At 46.7% G+C, this 2,076-nt stretch carries 1 protein-coding gene and 3 pseudogenes; 2 read left to right on the forward strand and 2 right to left on the reverse strand.

Features of this window, described 5'->3' with window-relative positions; translation table 11 throughout:
- Positions 1-288, reverse strand: a pseudogene (locus tag ACWHAR_RS20140) (amino acid permease); the annotation flags it as partial.
- A 129-nt stretch (positions 289-417) separates the two neighbouring features.
- Between ACWHAR_RS20140 and ACWHAR_RS20145 the strand changes: the two are divergent.
- Positions 418-1,013 (forward strand): annotated as a pseudogene (locus ACWHAR_RS20145) (DUF1989 domain-containing protein).
- Positions 1,014-1,142: 129 nt separating this feature from the next.
- Entirely contained in the window at positions 1,143-1,961 is an 819-nt protein-coding gene (gene nadE, locus ACWHAR_RS20150; protein ID WP_019712417.1) for an ammonia-dependent NAD(+) synthetase, read from the forward strand.
- A 49-nt stretch (positions 1,962-2,010) separates the two neighbouring features.
- On the opposite strand, the pseudogene ACWHAR_RS20155 reads toward nadE, so the two are convergent.
- Positions 2,011-2,076: pseudogene (locus ACWHAR_RS20155) on the reverse strand (tunicamycin resistance protein); the annotation flags it as partial.

Consider the following 2,076-nt stretch of genomic DNA (forward strand, 5'->3'; position numbering starts at 1 on the left):
CACCCAGCCGTTGCTGAAGCCTGCCCATTTGCCGAATGCTTTTCGGGCATACGCACAAAACGAGCCCTTTTCCGGCTGCTTCGCCGATAGCTTGGCGAGCTGTTCAAAGACAAAATACGTACCGATCCCTGCGATCAGAAATGAAAGGAGAACGGAAAAACCGCTTTTTACAATTGCGATGCTGGAACCGAGAAAGAAGCCTGTTCAAATCGTGCAGCCGACTCCGATCAGTGACTGCTGCCACCAAGCCAGATTCCCTTTTGGCTGGTCTTTTTTTGTTTGGCTCATTATTTATTCAACCCCTTTTATCTAAGGTTAGATTGTGATCTGTCCGAAGCTTATATACATCGGATTTTTGCCTCTTTTTACATGGAGAAGGAAGCGGACGCTCATACTAATGAAAAAAGGAGCAAACCAATGACACAGCAATATATTGTGGAGCCGAAAAAAGGCTTGGGCTGAAGCTGAAAAAGGGTCAGATTTTAAAGGTGGTTGATGTAGAAGGGCAGCAGGTGGCTGATTTTGTCGTATACCATGCCAAGGATTTTTATGAACACCTTGATCAGGGAGCGACGATAGACGCCAATCACTCCATTCATGTGAAGGTCAACGACCATCTCTACTCCAACCTGTATAAGCCGATGTTAACCCTGATTGAAGATACGGTCGGCAAGCATGATCTGCTGCTGCCCGCCTGCCGTCCTGATATGAACAGGCTCTTATATGGGAAGCAAAAGGATGAGTTTCAGGATACGTGCTATGACAATATGAACCGTGCGCTTGAGCAGTTTGGCGTACCGAAGCCCCACATGCATTACCCATTTGCGATTTTTATGAATACTGTCCTTGATGAGAAAGGGAATCTGTCTGTGGAAACACCGCTTTCGAATGCCGGAGATTATGTAAGGCTCAGGGCGGAGATGGATTTAATTGTCGCGTTTTCTTCCTGCCCGATTGAAAAAGGGAAATGCAATGGCGACAGTGTGACATCCATACGGGTTGAAGTCAGCTGATCTCTCTTGTTCACTGTGAATGAAGACCTGTGCTATATTTAATAGGGATACATAACAGTCATGATTCATTTTCATTGATTTGGGGAAATGATCAGTAATAAGTGAAAATGTACAGGAGGAATGATTGGGATGAGCATGCAGGAAAAGATTATGCGTGAGTTACATGTGAAGCCCTCAATTGATCCAAAGCAAGAAATTGAGGACCGAGTCAATTTTTTAAAACAATATGTAAAGAAAACCGGTGCTAAAGGCTTTGTATTGGGAATCAGCGGGGGCCAGGATTCAACACTTGCGGGAAGACTCGCTCAGCTTGCGGTGGAGAGCATTCGCGAGGAGGGCGGAGACGCTCAATTTATCGCGGTCCGTCTTCCGCATGGCACACAGCAGGATGAAGACGATGCCCAGCTTGCTTTGAAGTTTATTAAGCCGGATAAATCATGGAAGTTTGATATTAAATCGACAGTCAGCGCTTTTTCTGAACAGTATCAGCAGGAAACAGGCGATCAGCTGACGGACTTTAATAAAGGAAACGTAAAAGCAAGAACAAGAATGATCGCGCAATACGCGATCGGCGGCCAGGAAGGTCTTCTTGTGTTAGGAACAGACCATGCTGCTGAAGCAGTGACTGGTTTCTTTACGAAGTACGGTGACGGCGGAGCAGACCTCCTGCCGCTGACAGGCTTGACGAAGCGCCAGGGAAGAACCCTGCTGAAAGAGCTGGGTGCACCGGAACGCTTATACTTAAAAGAACCGACTGCCGATCTGCTCGACGAAAAACCGCAGCAGTCGGATGAAACAGAGCTTGGCATTTCCTACGACGAGATTGACGATTACCTCGAAGGAAAAGAAGTATCAGCGAAAGTATCAGAAGCGCTGGAAAAACGCTACAGCATGACTGAACATAAACGCCAGGTTCCGGCGTCTATGTTTGATGACTGGTGGAAATAAGTTGAAAAAAGCCCGCTCTCGGAGCGGGCTTTTGTCGTGTACAGAAGCTTTATTTGATGCGGATATGATTCAGCTTTACCATTAATCTGTCGGCGAACCTTCGGAGGCTGCCTCT

The sequence above is a fragment of the Bacillus sp. LR--39 genome, assembly GCF_053613335.1.